The following is a 15,254-nucleotide window of genomic DNA, read 5'->3' on the forward strand; positions in this document are numbered from 1 at the left end:
GCGTCATCGGGAACAGATCGAACGCCGGCAGCGTCCGCACCCGGTACCCGCCCTCCCGGAAGTACCCCAGATCCCGGGCCAGCGCGGCCGGGTCGCACGCCACATAGGCGATCCGGCGAGCGCCGAGACCGACCAGGTGCTGCACCGTCTTGCGACCGGCCCCCGCTCGAGGCGGGTCCAGGACGACGAGGTCGACCTCCGTGATCCCCGTCCGGGGCAGGACGGACTCGACCTTGCCCTGCTCGATCCGCACCCGGGGGAAGCCCGCGAGGTTGTGCCGCGCGTCCTCCACCGCCCGCTTGCCGGACTCGATGCCGAGGACCGCGCCGGTCTCGCCGAGGCGGTCGGCGAGGGCGCCGGCGAAGAGGCCGGCGCCGCAGTAGAGGTCCAGCGCCATCTCGCCCTTGCGGGGCAGGAGGCCCTGCATGACGGCCGTCACCAGGGTGTCCGCCGCCTTCGGGTGGACCTGCCAGAAGCCGCCGCTGCCGACGCGGTACGTGCGGCCGTCGGCGCGCTCGCGGACGAACGCGCGGCCGTGGACCCGGTGGACGCCGCTGTCCTTCTCGTCGACGCGCATCACGGAGGCGGGCCGGTCCAGCTCGACGAGCGGCAGCCTGGCACCGGGGCGGGGCTCCAGGATGACCATGCGGTCCTGCGACCCCGTCGCGGCGATCGCGTCGACGGAGGCCATGCCCGCCCAGTCCCGGTCCTCGATGCCGAGTTCGCTGACACCGGGTGCGGCGATCATGCAGTGGTCGATGGGCTCGACCTCGTGCGAACGGTGGCGGCGCAGGCCGGCGTTGCCGTCCGCGTCGACCGCGTACTGCATGCGGGTGCGCCACTGCGGCACCTGGCCGGGGGGCAGCTTGTCGCCCTCGGCCGGCATGACCGTGCCGTCCCAGCCGGCCTCCTCCGGGGTGAGGCCCGCGAGCCGCTGGAGCTGCTCCGCGATCACCTCGCCCTTCAGGCGCCGCTGCGCGCCCGGCTTCGCGTGCTGCCAGTCGCAGCCGCCGCACTTGCCGGGGCCGGCGAACGGGCACGGCGCCTCGACGCGGTCCTTGGACGCGTCCAGGATCTCCACCGCGTCGGCCCGCAGGAAGCGCGCGCCCTCCTCGCCCTCGGTCACCCGCGCCACGACCCGCTCCCCCGGCAGCGTGTGCCGGACGAACAGCACCTGGCCCTCGGTGGTACGGGCGATGCAGTGACCGCCGTGGGCGACCGGGCCGACCTCGACCTCGTACTCCTCGCCCACCAGAGACTTCTTCTGTTCTGCCTGCATGGTGGGGTGACTCCAAGATCGGGGAGGGAGGGGCGGCGGACGGACAAGGGCCCGCGCGGACAACAGCCGACCAGTCTACGGGGTCCCGGTGACCCCCACGGTCACTCCTTGGTCCCGGCCCCGTCCTTCGGCCGCTCGGCCGGGCCCCGGCGCACCGCGCCCGGCGCGCTCCACTCCTGCCTGCGGCGGGCCCGGTCGCGGGCCACCTGGGAGGACTCGAGCTGGTAGGGCACGGAGGTCACCATCACGCCGGGCGTGAACAGCAGCCGGCCCTTGAGCCGCAGCGCGCTCTGGTTGTGCAGCAGATGCTCGTACCAGTGGCCCACCACGTACTCCGGGATGATCACCGACACCGCGTCGCGCGGGGACTCCTTGCGGAGGTTCTTGACGTACTCGATGATCGGCCGCGTGATCTCGCGGTACGGCGAGTCCAGCACCTTCAGCGGTACGGCGATCCCGCGCCGCTCCCACTCCTCGCGCAGCGCCTTGGTCTCCGCCGGGTCGACGTTGACGGTGAGCGCCTCCAGGGTGTCGGAGCGCATCAGCTTGGCATAGGCCAGGGCACGCAGCGTGGGGCGGTGGATCTTGGAGACCAGCACCAGGGAGTGCACCCGCGAGGGGCGCACGCTGTCGTCGGTGGGGCCGTCCACGGCGGCGATCTCGTCCGCGACCCGGTCGTAGTGCTTACGGATCGCGGTCATCGTCACGTAGAAGATGCACATGCCCAGCAGGGCGACCCAGGCACCGTGGGTGAACTTGGTGACCAGCACGACGACCAGCACCAGGCCGGTGAAGAAGGCGCCGAAGGCGTTGATCGCGCGGGAACGGACCATGTGCCGGCGCTTGAGCGGGTCCTTCTCGGCGGCGAGGTGCCGGTTCCAGTGCCGGACCATGCCGGTCTGGCTGAGCGTGAAGGAAACGAACACACCGACGATGTAGAGCTGGATCAGCCGCGTCGAGTCGGCGCCGTAGATCACCACCAGCAGCATCGCCGTGCCGGAGAGCAGCACGATGCCGTTGGAGAACGCCAGACGGTCGCCGCGGGTGTGCAGCTGGCGGGGCAGATAGCGGTCCTGCGCCAGGATCGAGCCGAGCAGCGGGAAGCCGTTGTAGGCCGTGTTCGCCGCGAGGAAGAGGACCAGCGCGGTCGCGGCGGCGAGGACGATGAACAGGAAGCTGCCCTTGCCGAACACCGCCTCGGCGACCTGGGAGATCACCGGGTTCTGCACGTAGCCGGAGCCGATGGGCACGCCGTTGCGCAGCAGGTCGGTCGCCGGGTACTCCGCCATGCGGACCTTGGTGGTCATGGCGAGCGCGATGATGCCGCAGAACATGGTGACGGCCAGCAGGCCCATCATGGCGAGCGTGGTCGCCGCGTTCTTCGACTTGGGCTTGCGGAAGGCGGGGACGCCGTTGGAGATGGCCTCCACGCCGGTGAGCGCGGCACAGCCGGAGGAGAAGGCCCGCAGCAGCAGGAAGACCAGCGCGAAGCCCGCGAGGCCCTGGTGCTCGGCCCGGATGTGGAAGCCGGCCGTGGGCGCGCGCATCGTGTCGCCGAGGACGAGCCCGCGGAAGGCGCCCCACGCGATCATGATGAAGACGCCGCCGACGAACACATAGGTGGGGATGGCGAAGAGCTTGCCCGACTCCTTCACCCCGCGCAGGTTCATCAGCGTCAGCAGGACGATCACGGCACAGGCGCACAGCACCTTGTGCTGGACCACGAAGGGGACGGCCGAGCCGAGGTTCTCGATGCCGGAGGCGATGGACACGGCCACGGTGAGGACGTAGTCGACCAGCAGGGCGCTGGCGACGGTCAGCCCGGCGCGGGGACCGAGGTTGGTGGTCGCGACCTCGTAGTCACCGCCACCGCTGGGGTAGGCGTGCACGTTCTGCCGGTAGGAGGCGACCACCGTGAACATGAGCACGACGACCGCGACGGCGATCCAGGGGCTGAAGTGATACGCCGACACGCCCGCGATGGACAGGACCAGCAGAACCTCCCCCGGCGCGTAGGCGACGGAGGACAGCGGGTCGGAGGCGAAGACGGGGAGGGCGATGCGCTTCGGCAGAAGCGTCTCGCCCAGCCGATCACTGCGCAGTGCGCGCCCGATCAGAATCCGTTTGGGCACGTCGGTCAGTTTGGACACGAGAGAGGATCGTAAGGCTTCGAACAGGCGGGCGCGCAACCGGTGGGCACGTTCTGCCTCACGAGTGAAATCGGGGGCGCCCGGAAGTGGGGTGTGCCGGGTGCGCGCGCCCCCGTGCCTAGATGACTGCTCCGGCCCGTCGTCGCACTTCGGAGGTCCCATGCCCGCCGCCGCTGAGCTGCTCGGAGCCGTGCTCGCCCTGGCCGGTCTCGCCGTCCTCACCGGGTGCAGCGTGCGCAGCATCACTCGGCGCCGGGCGCCGGGGGTGACCGCGGTCACCGAACAGCGCAGATGAACGCCGTCACGGCGGGTTGACGGCGGCCAGGACGTGCACGCGTGTGCAGCTTTGGGCCCCGGTCTGAGACCCTGATGCCGAGCAGCAACTTTTGGACACCGGAAGGACGGTCGTGCACATCGTCATCATGGGCTGCGGCAGAGTGGGTTCCGCTCTCGCCCAGACCCTGGAGCAACAGGGACACACGGTCGCCGTGATCGACCGGGACCCCACCGCCTTCCGCAGGCTGGGGCCGGGATTCGGCGGCCGCCGGGTCACCGGTGTCGGCTTCGACCAGGACACCCTCCGCGAGGCGGGCATCGAGGAGGCGGGCGCCTTCGCCGCCGTCTCCAGCGGTGACAACTCCAACATCATCTCCGCCCGGGTGGCCCGTGAGATGTTCGGCGTGGAGAACGTGGCCGCCCGGATCTACGACCCGCGCCGTGCCGAGGTGTACCAGCGTCTGGGCATCCCGACCGTCGCCACGGTCCGCTGGACCGCCGACCAGATGCTGCGCCGGCTGCTGCCCTCGGGCGCGGAGCCGCTGTGGCGCGATCCCACCGGCGGGGTCCAGCTCGCCGAGGTGCACGCCTCCGCGAAGTGGGTCGGCCACAAGATCAGCAAGCTCCAGGAGGAGACGGGCGTCCGCGTGGCGTTCCTGACCCGGCTGGGCGAGGCCGTGCTGCCCACCTCGCAGACGGTCCTCCAGGAGGGCGACCTGGTGCACGTGATGATGCGGACGGACGAGGTCCAGAAGGTCGAGGCCGCGTTCGCCGACGGTCCCGAAGAGGAGGGCGGTCACTGATGAGGGTCGCCATTGCCGGAGCCGGGGCGGTCGGCCGCTCGATCGCGGCGGAACTGCTGGAGAACGGCCACGAGGTCCTGCTGATCGACAAGGCGCCGACCGCCATCTCGGTGGAGCGGGTACCGCAGGCGGAGTGGCTGCTGGCCGACGCCTGTGAGATCACGGCCCTGGACGAGGCCGCGCTCCAGCGCTGCAACGTCGTGATCGCCGCGACCGGCGACGACAAGGTCAACCTGGTCGTCTCGCTGCTCGCCAAGACGGAGTACGGCGTCCCGCGCGTCGTCGCCCGGGTGAACAACCCCAAGAACGAGTGGCTCTTCAACGAGTCCTGGGGCGTGGACGTGGCCGTCTCCACCCCGCGTCTGATGTCCGCCCTGGTCGAGGAGGCGGTGAGCGTCGGCGACCTGGTCCGGCTCCTGCGCTTCAGCCACGGCGACGCCAACCTGGTGGAGCTGACCCTGCCGGAGGAGTCGGCGCTGGCCGGCACCCAGGTCGGGGACGTGGAGTGGCCCGAGGACACCAGCCTCGTCACCATCATCCGCGGCACCCGCGTGCTGACGCCGTCCAAGGAGGACTCCCTGGAGGCGGGCGACGAACTCCTCTTCGTGGCCGCGCAGGCCCGCGAGGAGCAGCTGGAGGACCTGCTGTCGGTCCGCCGCGACAACGTCTGAGGCCGCATGTGAGGAGGGCGCCCCCGGATCTCTCCGGGGGCGCTCTCCTCATGTGCGCTCAGCCTCTGCGGTGCCGTCCCGCCGCGGGCTCGCCGTTCTCCGCGGCGGCGCCCTCACGCTCGGCCTGCGCCGCCTTCTCGGCCTCCTCGGCCTTCTCGGCGGCCTCCATCTCGGCGAACACGTCGATCGGCGGCGGCGCCTTGGCGAGGAAGACCCAGGTGAGCCAGACCGCCAGCAGGAAGGGCGGGATCTTCAGGATGACCAGGACCCAGCCGAGCTGGGTGGTGTCGGCCCACCAGTAGAGCGGGAAGAGGATCGCGCACTTGGCGAGCAGGATCAGGCCCCAGGCCCAACTGGCCTTGGTGTACGCCTTCTTGCGGCCGGGGTTGCGGGTGCGCCAGGAGAGGTTCTCCTTGAACACCGGCCCCAGCATCAGCCCGATCAGCGGCACCCCGGCGAGGGTGGTGACGATGTACGCCAGCGCCAGGCCCAGGGTGTAGAGCATGCCGGGCAGGTAGAAGTCCTTGGCGTTGCCCGTGAACATGGCGAACAGGACACCGAAGGCGACCCCGAAGACACCGCTGAAGGCGTGCTTGACGGTGTCCTTGCGCAGCAGCCGGACCACCAGCATGACCACCGAGACCGCCAGGGCGGCGATCGCGGAGAGGTGCAGGTCCTTGTTGAGCGTGAAGATCGTGACGAAGATCAGGCCGGGCAGCACCGTCTCGACCATGCCGCGGATGCCGCCGAACGCCTCGAACAGCGCGGCCTCGGTGACCGCCCGGGAGTCGTGGGCCTGGCCGTCGTCCTCGCGGCCGCCGCCCGGCGGGCTCTGTCCGGCGTCTTGGGTCGGCTTGTCGAGGGACGTCACCGGCTACTCCCGTCCGAGGGGTCGCAGTTCGTATTTCGGGTTGAACAGCACGCGGCGGCCCCGGCTCATCGAGATCCGGCCCGATGCGATCAGCTTGCGTCCCGGTTCTATGCCCGTGATGGAGCGCCTGCCGAGCCACACCACGTCCAGCGCGGCGGTGCCGTCGAACAACTCCGCCTCCAGCGCCGGGACTCCCGCCCGCGGTCGCAGGGTGACCGTGCGCAAGGTACCAGTTACGGTGACGATCTGCCGGTCGTGGCAGTCGCCGATCCGGGTGCAGCCCGCGGTCTCGCTGTCCTCCCGCAGCTCCTCCGACTCCAGGTCCTCCTGGGAGGTGGAGAGCCGGTCCAGCATGCGGCGGAACCGGCCTGCCGACTTTTCGGATCGAGGAACGCCACTCATATCTGAAGCGTACCGGGGTGTGCCCCCGAGGCCGTACTCCAGAGGGCCCCGTCCCGGACACCGGTTCAGTTCTCGAAGCGGTAGCCCATGCCGGGTTCGGTGATGAAGTGCCGGGGGTGGGCCGGGTCGGCCTCCAGCTTGCGGCGGAGCTGGGCCATGTAGACCCGCAGATAGTTGGTCTCGGTGCCGTAGGAGGGCCCCCAGACCTCCCGCAGCAGCTGCTTCTGGCCGACCAGCCGGCCGGTGTTGCGGACCAGCACCTCCAGCAGATGCCACTCGGTCGGGGTGAGCCGCACGTCCTTGCCGCCCCGGTCGACCTTCTTGGCGGCCAGGTCGACGGTGAAGCCCGCCGTCTCCACGGTGGTCACCTCGTCCTCGCCCGGCCCGACCGGCTCGGCCCGGCGCACGGCGGCCCGCAGCCGGGCCAGCAGTTCGTCCATGCCGAAGGGCTTGGTGACGTAGTCGTCGGCGCCCGCGTCCAGCGCCTCGACCTTCTCGTCGGAGGAGTGGCGGGCGGACAGCACCAGGATGGGCACCCGCGTCCAGCCGCGCAGGCCCCGGATCACCTCGACGCCGTCCATGTCGGGCAGGCCGAGGTCCAGGACGATCACGTCGGGGTGGCGGGAGGCGGCGAGCTGGAGCGCGGTGCGGCCGTCGGGGGCCGAGTCGACGTCGTACGAGCGCGCCTTGAGGTTGATCACGAGGGCCCGCACGATCTGCGGTTCGTCGTCGACCACCAGCACCCTGGTCATTGCGGCTGCCTTTCCTGTTCTGCGGTGTCCTCCCCGGCGCGCGACGGCTCGGGGCCGGGCCGGGCGGCGCGGAGGCTGAGCACCATGGTGAGTCCGCCGCCGGGGGTGTCCTCGGCGGTGAGGGTGCCGTCCATGGCCTCGGCGAAGCCGCGGGCCACCGCGAGGCCGAGTCCCACCCCGGCGCCGCGCGGGGCGTCGCCGTACCGCTGGAACGGCTCGAAGATACGGTCCTTCGCCTCGTCCGGCACACCGGGCCCCCGGTCCACGACCCGCACCTCGACCCGGTCGACCAGGGCGCTGGCGGAGACGGTGACGCGCCGGCCGGGCGGGCTGTACTTGACGGCGTTCTCCACCAGGTTGGCGACCGAGCGCTCCAGCAGGCCGGGGTCGACGGCGACCATGGGCAGCGTCTCGGGCACGTCCAGGCCGACGCTGTCCTCGGGCACGCCGACCAGCGCCATGGGCACCACCTCGTCCACGTCGATCTCGCGGATCAGCGGGGTGACGGTGCCGGTCTGGAGGCGGGACATGTCGAGCAGGTTGCCCACCAGGTGGTCGAGCCGGTCGGCCCCCTCCTCGATGCCCTCCAGCAGTTCGGCCCGGTCCTCCTCGGACCACGCCACGTCGTCCGAGCGCAGGGAGGAGACGGCGGCCTTGATCCCGGCGAGCGGGGTGCGCAGGTCGTGGCTGACGGCGGCGAGCAGGGCGGTGCGGATGCGGTTGCCCTCGGCGAGCGCACCCGCCCGGTCGGCCTCGGCCTTCAGACGGCGCCGGTCGAGCACGACGGCGGCCTGCGCGGCGAAGGCGGCCAGGACCCGGCGGTCCTCGGCGGGCAGCACCCGGCCGGTGAGGGCGAGCGCCATGTGGTCGCCGACCGGCATGTCCACGTCGGCGTCCTCGGGCCGCTCCAGCGGAGGCCCGAGTCCGGCGCGGCCCGCGCAGGTCCAGGGCTCCAGGTCGCCCGCCCGTTCCAGCAGGGCGGCGGACTCCATGGCGAAGGTCTCCCGGACCCGCTCCAGCAGCGCCTCCAGGCTCGTCTCGCCGCGCAGGACGTTGCCGGCGAGGAAGGAGAGGATCTCCGACTCGGCGCGCAGCCGGGACGCCTGGTGGGTGCGGCGGGCGGCGAGGTCGACCACGGAGGCGACCGCCATGCCGACGCCGAAGAAGATCGCGATGGCGACGATGTTCCGCGGGTCGGAGACGGTCAGCCGGTGCAGGGGCGGGGTGTAGAAGAAGTTCAGCAGCAGGGAGCCCAGCGCGGCCGAGGCGAGCGCGGGCAGCAGTCCGCCGACCAGGGCTGCGGCGACCGTGACGGCCAGGAACAGCAGCATGTCGTTGGCGAGGCCGAGGTCGACGGCGTTGAGCAGCAGCGCCAGCAGCGCCGGGCCCGCCAGCGCGGTCGCCCAGCCCGCGACGACCCGGCCCCGGCCGAGCCGCGAGCCGCGTGCGACGGGCAGTCCGCGGCCCTTGGCGACCTCCTCGTGGGTGACGATGTGCACGTCGAGGTCGGGTCCGGACTCCCGTGCGACGGTGGCGCCGACCCCGGGTCCGAAGACGTACTGCCACGCCTTGCGGCGGGAGGAGCCGAGCACGATCTGGGTGGCGTTGACGCCGCGCGCGAAGGCCAGCAGGGCGGCGGGTATGTCGTCGCCGACCACGTGGTGGAAGGTGCCGCCGAGGTCCTCCACCAGGGTGCGCTGGAGGGCGAGTTCCTTCGGGGAGGCGGCGGTGAGGCCGTCGCTGCGGGCTATGTAGACGGCCAGCACCTCGCCGCCGGCGCCCTTCTCGGCGAGCCGGGCGGCACGACGGATCAGGGTGCGCCCCTCGGGTCCGCCGGTCAGGCCGACCACGATGCGCTCGCGGGAGCCCCAGATCCGGGAGACCCGGTGCTCGCTGCGGTAGGCGTTCAGATGCTCGTCGACCCGGTCGGCCACCCACAGCAGGGCCAGTTCGCGCAGGGCGGTCAGGTTGCCGGGCCGGAAGTAGTTGGACAGGGCCGCGTCGACCTTGTCGGGCTGGTAGACGTTGCCGTGCGCCATGCGGCGGCGCAGCGCCTGCGGGGACATGTCGACCAGCTCGATCTGGTCGGCCCTGCGGACCACCTCGTCGGGCACCGTCTCGCGCTGGCGGACTCCGGTGATCGACTCGACCACGTCGCCGAGGGACTCCAGGTGCTGGATGTTGACGGTGGAGACGACGTCGGTCCCGGCGGCGAGGAGTTCCTCCACGTCCTGCCAGCGCTTGGTGTTGCGGGAGCCGGGCACGTTGGTGTGCGCGAGTTCGTCCACCAGAGCGACGGCGGGCGCGCGGCGCAGTACGGCGTCGACGTCCATCTCCTCGAAGGAGACGCCCCGGTGCTCCAGCCGGCGGCGCGGCACCTGCTCCAGGCCGTGCAGCAGCGTCTCGGTACGGGGGCGCCCGTGGTGCTCGACGTACGCCACCACGCAGTCGGTGCCCCGCTCCAGGCGGCGGTGGGCCTCGGCGAGCATGGCGTAGGTCTTGCCCACGCCCGGTGCCGCGCCGAGGTAGATCCGAAGCTTGCCGCGTGCCATGGCCCCATTGTCTTCCGGTGACTGCCGCCTACGCCGCGTCGACCTTACGGCGGGCGGTGCGGACAAAGCGGGCGGGGGGCCGCGCGACGGGACGCTTTGACGCAACCCTGACGCGTCGGGCGCGCACGAAGGGCCGCACCCCCGGGGGTACGGCCCTTCTGCTGTCTCGGTCCCGGCCTGCCGTGTCTCCGGGTCAGCGGACCTCGGTGATCTCAGGGCCGCGCTGGAGCTGGCCCATGCCGCCGGAGAAGCGGGAGCCCTCCTCCTGCTGCTGGACGCCCTCGGGGACCATCTGGGCGTCGTTGGGCAGCTTGAGGACGATCGGGTCGCGGGGCGCCATCGGGCCCTCGCCGCGCACCACGACCGTGTCCCGGAAGATCTGCTCCAGCAGCCCGGCCGCCTGCGGCTGCACCGCGCCCTGGCCGGAGATCACGCCGCGCAGGAACCAGCGCGGGCCGTCCACGCCGATGAACCGCACGACCTGGAAGCCACCGGTGCCGTCGGGGAGCTGCACCGGCACCTGGGCCCGCAGCTCCCAGCCGAGGGGGCCCTCGACCTCGTCGACGATGCCGCCCTGCTGGGTGATGCCGCTCGCGATCTCCTCGCGGACCTCGCCCCAGATGCCCTCGCGCTTGGGGGCGGCGAACGCCTGGAGCTGGACGGCGCTGTCGCGCAGTACGACGGTCGCGGCGACGATCGCGTCACCGGCGACCTCGACCCGCAGTTCCATGCCGTCGACCCCGGGTACGAACAGACCGCCCAGGTCGACGCGGCCCTCGGCCGGGTCGCGCACCTCGGTGGAGTCCCAGGGTCCGTCGGGGCGCGGCTCGGGCTCGAGCCGTACCCGCGTCTGCTCTTCCGCCTCGGTGTCGACGCTGTCGACGACCTGCTCGGCCTCGCCGGCCGCGTCCTCGGCGGCACCCTTCTTGTTGCGACGTCCGAACACGTCACTGTCCTTCCCGGTCGGATACGACCGAAGCGTATCGATTCCCACCCGCCCGGCCACCTGCGGCGGCCGGACCGTCGTGCCGCGCTAGCCGTCCACCGAGGCGTGGCCTCCGGTGGACCCGAAGCCCCCCTCGGCCCTCACCGAACCGGGAAGTTCCGCGACCTCCTGGAAGCGGACCCTCTCGACCTGCTGGACGACCAGTTGGGCAATCCGGTCGAAGCGCTCGAACCGCACACTGTCGCGCGGATCGAGATTCACCACGATCACCTTGATCTCTCCACGGTACCCGGCATCAACCGTCCCTGGGGCGTTCACGAGCGCCACTCCGCAGCGGGCCGCCAGCCCCGAGCGGGGGTGCACGAAGGCCGCGTACCCCTCGGGCAGTGCGATGGCCACACCCGTGGGCAGCACGGCCCGCTCACCGGGCTTCAGCTCGCATGCCTCGGTGGTGCGCAGATCGGCCCCGGCGTCACCGGGGTGCTCGTACGCCGGAAGCGGTACGTCGGGGTCGATGCGGCGGAGCCGGACGTCCAGCGCGGCGCTCACGGGTTCACCTCGAAGGCGCGGGAGCGCCGGATCTGGTCCGGGTCGCTCATGGCGGCCCGGATCTCCTGCTCGCGGCCGTGTTCGGTGAAGTGGTCGACCTTCACCTCGATGAACAGCGCCTCCGCGCGGACGGCGACGGGGCCCTGGGGACCTCCTATGCGGCCGGTCGCGCGGGAGTAGATCTTGCGTCCGGCGACCGCGGTGACCTCGGCCTGAAGATGCAGCACGGTGCCGACGGGCACCGGAGCCACGAAGTCGGTCTCCAGCCGTCCGGTGACGGCGATGGTGCGCAGCAGCCAGTTCAGCGAGCCGAGGGTCTCGTCCAGGGCGGTGGCCAGCACCCCGCCGTGCGCGAGGCCGGGGGCGCCCTGGTGGGCGGGCTGGACGGTGAACTCGGCGGTCAGCGAGACGCCGTCGCCCGCGCGTGCCTCCAGGTGCAGCCCGTGCGGCTGGCCGGGACCGCAGCCGAAACAGTGTTCGTAGTGGGCACCGAGCGGCTCACCGGGCGCGGGAGCGTCGGGGTGCCGGACGGGGGGCTGCGCGTCGGCGGGGGGCTGGAGACTGGCTGAACTCACAGGCGCAGACCTTACCGCTCCGCCCTGTGGCCGCCACCACGCCGCCGCCCCGGCGTCCGGGATGTCCGTCCACCGTGCCAAGCTTGGCTCATGCAGCCCTCCGCCGCCCCCTACGAAGAACGCCTGACCGCCCCGCGCTCGTGGTGGCTGATCAGCGTGCTCGTGGGCCTCTCCTTCGCCCTGATCCTGCTGCCCTTCGGCACCCTGCCGCTGCTCGGCGGCCTGGTCGGCGGCACGGCCGTCGCGGCGGTGATGGCCAGCGCGTACGGCTCCCCGCGTATCCGCGTGGTGGGCGACGCGCTGATCGCGGGCGATGCGCGGATTCCGGTGTCGGCCCTCGGCGCGGCCGAGGTGCTGGACGCGGAGGAGGCCCGCGCCTGGCGCACCTACAAGGCCGACGTCCGCGCGTTCCTGCTGCTGCGGGCCTACATCCCGACGGCGCTGCGGGTCGAGGTGACCGACCCCGAGGACCCGACGCCGTACCTGTACCTGTCGACGCGGGAGCCGGAGAAGCTGGCCGCGGCGATCGCGGGCGCGAAGGCCCCGGCCGCCTGAGCCTCGCGGGCCGTCAGCTGCCGGTGCCCTCCGGGTACCCGGTGATCCTCAGCGGGTCCTCCGGCTCCTCCAGCGGCGGCAGGTCGGCCAGCCTGTCCCAGGGGACCTGGCTCTTGCGCAGGTCGGCCCGCACGCGCGCGGCGAGCATCCGGGTGTCCCGGCGGTTCATGACCGCGCCGACGGCGGCGCCGACCATGAACGGCATGAGGTTGGGCAGGTTGCGGACCATGCGCTTCATGACCCGCTGGCGCAGTTCGCGCTTCATCCGGCCGCTGAGGGCGGCGTCGATGGACGCCGGTTTCATGACGTCGATGCCGCGCTCCCCCGACCAGGAGGACAGATACGCGATGCTGCGGACCCGGAGGCCGCCCGGCGGGCGCAGGCCGTAGACCTCGTGGAGTTCGGCGATGAGCTTCAGCTCGATCGCGGCGACCCCGGTGATCTCGGCGGCCAGCTCGGTGGGCATGGCGGGCGGTACGGGGAGCATGGCGGCGGCGCCGATCCCGGCGCCGACCGTGGAGGTGCCGGCGGCCGCTCCGGCCACCAGCTTGTCGGCGAGCTGCTCGGGCCCGAGGCCCGGGAACTGCCGGCGCAGGGTCGCCAGGTCGCGTACGGGGACGCGTGGGGCCAAGTCGATGATCCGGTCGGCGACGTAGGCCAGGCCCGCGCGGGCGTGCGTGCCGCCCCTGCGGGCGCCTTCGCGGGCCAGCAGGCGGGCGCGGGCGCGCATCGCCGCCGCGCGGCCGGGGGACTCCCCCGTCCTGGCCGCGTCGGTTTCAAACGCCGGTTCGAGCGAGGCCCCCGGTCCGGCGGGGCCCCGCTCGTCTTCGTCACGTGTGCCGTGCGGGCCCTTGAAGAGCCCTTTGTCCGCTCCCGGAAGGTGGAAGCGGCGCTTCCGCGGAGGGGTCGAGCCAGTCACGGCCGACCCGTCCCTAGTCGCAGTCGCGGCAGATCGGCTGGCCGTTCTTCTCACGGGCCAACTGGCTGCGATGGTGGACCAGGAAGCAGCTCATGCAGGTGAACTCGTCCTGCTGCTTGGGCAGCACGCGGACGGCCAGCTCCTCGTTGGAGAGGTCGGCGCCCGGCAGCTCGAGGCCCTCAGCGGCCTCGAACTCGTCGACGTCCACCGCGGAGGTGGACTTGTCGTTCCGGCGGGCCTTCAGCTCTTCGAGACTGTCCGAGTCGACGTCGTCGTCGGTCTTGCGTGGAGTGTCGTAATCGGTTGCCATGTGTCGCTCTCCCCCTCTGGGTGTCTGCGGTGTCTTCAGCGCACGTAACGCGTGAGAGGCCGGACTTGTGCCCGACCTGAGGCGGAGATTTTGCCTCACATCAAGGTCTGTTACTCAATCGACACCCAACCCGGTTCCTCGAGAGTGATCGGCTTGGATGGCGGTGAGGACCGTACACGGTTCGAATGCCGCACCTCAAAGGCGCCTCATCGTGTACTTCCCGTGATCAGGAGCCCTGAAAACCCGGATTTTCCCGGCTTTCCGGCCCCCTTCATGATCACACACAGTGCATGGCCGGAAAACCGCCCATGTGATTGATCACACAGGGAAAACCTCTTTCGGTGCTCGGAAAATTCCGCGCGAAGCGAACATCCTCCGCGAGTGTCGGGATCTGTGACAAGGACGGTCACAACGGCAGCGTCACCCGCATCACCAGACCGCCGCCCTCACGCGGAACGGCCGCGATGTGGCCGCCGTGCGCCCGTGCCACGGACCGCACGATGGACAGCCCGAGCCCGACCCCCTTGTCGCTGCCCGTACGCTCCGTGCGCAGCCGCCGGAAGGGCTCGAAGAGGTTGTCGATCTCGTACGCGGGCACCACGGGACCGGTGTTGGCCACGGTCAGCACCGCGCGGCCGTGCTCGACCGCCGTGCCGACCTCCACCCAGCCGCTCTCCGCCGCCTCGCCGTCGCGCTGCGTCTCGTCCGGAGCCACGTTGTAGCGCACCGCGTTCTGGACGAGGTTGAGCGCGATGCGCTCCAGCAGCACGCCGTTGCCGCGCACCACGGCGGGAGCCAGCTCGCTGCGGATCTCCACGCTCCGGGCCTCGGCCTCGCCGCGCACCTGGTCGATGGCCTGCCCGGCCACCTCCGCGAGGTCCACCGGACCCCGCTCGACGATCTGGTTGTCGCTGCGGGCGAGGAGCAGCAGGCCCTCCACCAGTTGCTCACTGCGCTCGTTGGTGGCCAGCAGGGTCTTGCCGAGCTGCTGGAGCTCCACCGGGGCGTTCGGGTCCGAGAGGTGGACCTCCAGCAGGGTGCGGTTGATCGCCAGGGGGGTGCGCAGTTCGTGGGAGGCGTTGCCGACGAAGCGCTGCTGGGCGGTGAAGGCCCGCTGGAGCCGCTCCAGCATGTCGTCGAAGGTGTCGGCGAGCTCCTTCAGCTCGTCGTCCGGGCCGTCCAGCTCGATGCGGCGGGACAGGTCCGACCCGGCCACCTGGCGGGCGGTGCGGGTGATCCGGCCGAGCGGGGAGAGCACCCGGCCGGCCATCGCGTAGCCGAACGCGAAGGCGATCACCGCGAGGCCCAGCAGGGCCAGCAGCGAGCGGCTGAGCAGGTTGTCCAGGGCCACCTGGCGCTGGTGGTCGACGCACTGGCTGATCGCGGTGTTGAAGTCCTGGAGCGACAGGCTGGTGGTGTTGTTGATCGCCGGGCAGTTGCCGCTGGAGACCCGGAGGTCCTGGTAGCCGACGATCTTGAACAGCGGCTGGTTGCCGGTGCTGATCGCCTGCGCGGCCAGCAGATAGATGATCGACAGCAGCAGGATGCCGGCGATCAGGAACATGCCGCCGTACAGCAGGGTGAGCCGTATCCGGATGGTCGGGCGCAGCCAGGGGAAGGGCGGCTGGGGGCGGGGGTCCCAGG

The 15,254-nt window shown here is 71.7% G+C and carries 15 protein-coding genes and 1 pseudogene; 4 read left to right on the forward strand and 12 right to left on the reverse strand.

All coding sequences use genetic code 11. The features are described from left to right. Positions 1–1,279 (reverse strand): class I SAM-dependent RNA methyltransferase (locus CCN33_RS17955; RefSeq protein WP_086694603.1); only part of this gene is annotated, 1,279 nt, incomplete at its 3' end. Positions 1,280–1,380: 101 nt separating this feature from the next. Continuing rightward, entirely contained in the window at positions 1,381–3,429 is a 2,049-nt protein-coding gene (locus CCN33_RS17960) for an APC family permease (protein WP_086694604.1), read from the reverse strand. Positions 3,430–3,589: 160 nt separating this feature from the next. Here CCN33_RS17960 and CCN33_RS33550 point away from each other — a divergent pair, with 160 nt between their 5' ends. The 3 genes from CCN33_RS33550 (at position 3,590) to CCN33_RS17970 (ending at position 5,179) form a co-directional block, all read left to right on the forward strand. Next, positions 3,590–3,724 (forward strand): hypothetical protein, encoded by a 135-nt coding sequence (locus CCN33_RS33550; RefSeq protein WP_267881251.1) that lies wholly within the window; start codon positions 3,590–3,592, stop codon positions 3,722–3,724. Positions 3,725–3,836: 112 nt separating this feature from the next. Then, complete coding sequence (locus CCN33_RS17965) at positions 3,837–4,508, forward strand: potassium channel family protein (RefSeq protein WP_030803045.1); 672 nt, start codon at positions 3,837–3,839, stop codon at positions 4,506–4,508. Further along, positions 4,508–5,179, forward strand: coding sequence for a potassium channel family protein (locus tag CCN33_RS17970; RefSeq protein ID WP_086694605.1), 672 nt, complete (start codon positions 4,508–4,510; stop codon positions 5,177–5,179). Before CCN33_RS17965 ends, CCN33_RS17970 begins: the two co-directional genes overlap by 1 nt. Positions 5,180–5,237: 58 nt before the next feature. On the opposite strand, the gene CCN33_RS17975 is transcribed toward CCN33_RS17970, so the two are convergent. The 7 genes and pseudogenes from CCN33_RS17975 to CCN33_RS18005 all read right to left on the reverse strand — a co-directional run bounded on the left by CCN33_RS17975 (position 5,238) and on the right by CCN33_RS18005 (position 11,826). Beyond that, a complete protein-coding gene (locus CCN33_RS17975; RefSeq protein ID WP_086694606.1) occupies positions 5,238–6,050 on the reverse strand; it encodes a DUF3159 domain-containing protein in 813 nt (270 codons plus the stop codon). Positions 6,051–6,053: 3 nt separating this feature from the next. After that, the gene (locus tag CCN33_RS17980; protein WP_086694607.1) at positions 6,054–6,452 is read right to left on the reverse strand and encodes an OB-fold nucleic acid binding domain-containing protein; all 399 of its coding nucleotides are present in this window, start codon (positions 6,450–6,452) and stop codon (positions 6,054–6,056) included. A 65-nt stretch (positions 6,453–6,517) separates the two neighbouring features. Then, the gene (locus tag CCN33_RS17985) at positions 6,518–7,204 is read right to left on the reverse strand and encodes a response regulator (RefSeq protein ID WP_086694608.1); all 687 of its coding nucleotides are present in this window, start codon (positions 7,202–7,204) and stop codon (positions 6,518–6,520) included. Beyond that, entirely contained in the window at positions 7,201–9,756 is a 2,556-nt protein-coding gene (locus CCN33_RS17990; protein WP_086694609.1) for a sensor histidine kinase, read from the reverse strand. The genes CCN33_RS17985 and CCN33_RS17990 overlap by 4 nt, the downstream gene beginning before the upstream one ends. 193 nt (positions 9,757–9,949) lie before the next feature. Further along, positions 9,950–10,702 (reverse strand): DUF3710 domain-containing protein, encoded by a 753-nt coding sequence (locus CCN33_RS17995; RefSeq protein WP_086694610.1) that lies wholly within the window; start codon positions 10,700–10,702, stop codon positions 9,950–9,952. A gap of 1 nt (position 10,703) precedes the next feature. Further along, positions 10,704–11,239: pseudogene (dut, locus tag CCN33_RS18000) on the reverse strand (dUTP diphosphatase). Positions 11,240–11,247: 8 nt separating this feature from the next. After that, positions 11,248–11,826, reverse strand: coding sequence for a PaaI family thioesterase (locus CCN33_RS18005; protein ID WP_086694611.1), 579 nt, complete (start codon positions 11,824–11,826; stop codon positions 11,248–11,250). 90 nt (positions 11,827–11,916) lie between these two features. Here CCN33_RS18005 and CCN33_RS18010 point away from each other — a divergent pair, with 90 nt between their 5' ends. Then, complete coding sequence (locus CCN33_RS18010) at positions 11,917–12,381, forward strand: DUF3093 domain-containing protein (RefSeq protein WP_086694612.1); 465 nt, start codon at positions 11,917–11,919, stop codon at positions 12,379–12,381. A 13-nt stretch (positions 12,382–12,394) separates the two neighbouring features. On the opposite strand, the gene CCN33_RS18015 is transcribed toward CCN33_RS18010, so the two are convergent. The 3 genes from CCN33_RS18015 to CCN33_RS18025 all read right to left on the reverse strand — a co-directional run. Continuing rightward, a complete protein-coding gene (locus tag CCN33_RS18015) occupies positions 12,395–13,300 on the reverse strand; it encodes a hypothetical protein (RefSeq protein ID WP_086694613.1) in 906 nt (301 codons plus the stop codon). A gap of 13 nt (positions 13,301–13,313) precedes the next feature. Then, a complete protein-coding gene (locus CCN33_RS18020) occupies positions 13,314–13,610 on the reverse strand; it encodes a DUF4193 domain-containing protein (protein ID WP_005481602.1) in 297 nt (98 codons plus the stop codon). A 406-nt stretch (positions 13,611–14,016) separates the two neighbouring features. Further along, on the reverse strand, positions 14,017–15,254 hold a 1,238-nt coding region (locus CCN33_RS18025), incomplete at its 5' end, for a sensor histidine kinase (protein WP_086694614.1).

Source organism: Streptomyces recifensis (assembly GCF_002154615.1).
Lineage (GTDB): Bacteria > Actinomycetota > Actinomycetes > Streptomycetales > Streptomycetaceae > Streptomyces > Streptomyces griseoluteus.

Excerpts from the sequence above, each read along its gene's own strand:
- CCN33_RS33550 (WP_267881251.1), top strand. The coding sequence starts at position 3,590 with ATGCCCGCCGCCGCTGAGCTGCTCGGAGCCGTGCTCGCCCTGGCCGGT.
- CCN33_RS17970 (WP_086694605.1), top strand. The coding sequence starts at position 4,508 with ATGAGGGTCGCCATTGCCGGAGCCGGGGCGGTCGGCCGCTCGATCGCG.
- CCN33_RS17980 (WP_086694607.1), bottom strand. The coding sequence starts at position 6,452 with ATGAGTGGCGTTCCTCGATCCGAAAAGTCGGCAGGCCGGTTCCGCCGC.
- CCN33_RS17985 (WP_086694608.1), bottom strand. The coding sequence starts at position 7,204 with ATGACCAGGGTGCTGGTGGTCGACGACGAACCGCAGATCGTGCGGGCC.
- CCN33_RS17990 (WP_086694609.1), bottom strand. The coding sequence starts at position 9,756 with ATGGCACGCGGCAAGCTTCGGATCTACCTCGGCGCGGCACCGGGCGTG.
- CCN33_RS18010 (WP_086694612.1), top strand. The coding sequence starts at position 11,917 with ATGCAGCCCTCCGCCGCCCCCTACGAAGAACGCCTGACCGCCCCGCGC.
- CCN33_RS18020 (WP_005481602.1), bottom strand. The coding sequence starts at position 13,610 with ATGGCAACCGATTACGACACTCCACGCAAGACCGACGACGACGTCGAC.